Here is a 741-nt window from a genome sequence, read left to right as displayed (position 1 = left end):
GCCGCGTGCGCGGCGGCGAGCCCGTCCGCGACGTCGGCGACGATCGCCACCGCGGCCTCGGGAGCGAGCCGGCGCTCGCGCTCCAGGCGGGTGCGCAGGTCGGTGCCGCGCACGATGTCCATGACGAGGGCGAGGTCGTTGCCGTCGACCACGAGGTCCCGCACGGTCACGATGTGCGGGTGCTCGAGTCCCAGCAGCGCGGTCCGCTCCTGCACGAAGCGGCCGACCAGCTCCTGGTCGGAGGCGAGGTCCTCGCGCAGCATCTTGATGGCGACGGGCCCGTCCGGTCCCTCGCCCAGCCACACTGTCCCGGCGCTGCCCCGCCCCAGGATCTGGTTGGCGGTGTACCGGCTGCCGATCTTCCGTGCCAAGACTGCTCCCACAGACGCGTGTTGCCCCGGGTCGACAAAACTACGCGCCCACGGGGGCCACCTTCACCGCGGAGCCGGAAATCACCCGCTGGGTGTCGACAAGTCCCCAGAACCGGCTCCGCGAGCGGCCGTTCAGTTGCCGCCGGAGGAACTGTTCAGGCTCCTGAACCAGTCGGCGACGGAGCCGGCCCAGTCGCTGAGCTGGTCCCAGTAGCCCTTGCCCTGGCCGACCCAGGTGTGCAGCGGGGTCAGCTCCCAGATCAGCCAGCTCGCCACGACCAGGATGACGATCGTGAAGAGGCAGCCCTTGAGGCAGCCCAGACCGGGGATCTTCATCGGGTTGGCGCCGCGCTGCCGGGGCGGCCGGGGC

Annotated in this window: 1 protein-coding gene and 1 pseudogene; both read right to left on the bottom strand. The window is 71.5% G+C overall.

Annotated elements, in window-relative coordinates; genetic code table 11:
* Positions 1-371, bottom strand: a 371-nt coding sequence (locus CCN33_RS29415) for a protein kinase domain-containing protein (protein WP_167387975.1), incomplete at its 3' end; no start/stop codon positions are given.
* A gap of 132 nt (positions 372-503) precedes the next feature.
* Positions 504-741, bottom strand: a pseudogene (locus tag CCN33_RS29410) (serine/threonine protein kinase); the annotation flags it as partial.

This window comes from Streptomyces recifensis (assembly GCF_002154615.1).
GTDB classification, from domain to species: Bacteria; Actinomycetota; Actinomycetes; order Streptomycetales; family Streptomycetaceae; genus Streptomyces; species Streptomyces griseoluteus.
This window is presented reverse-complemented; position numbering and strand designations above follow the sequence as displayed.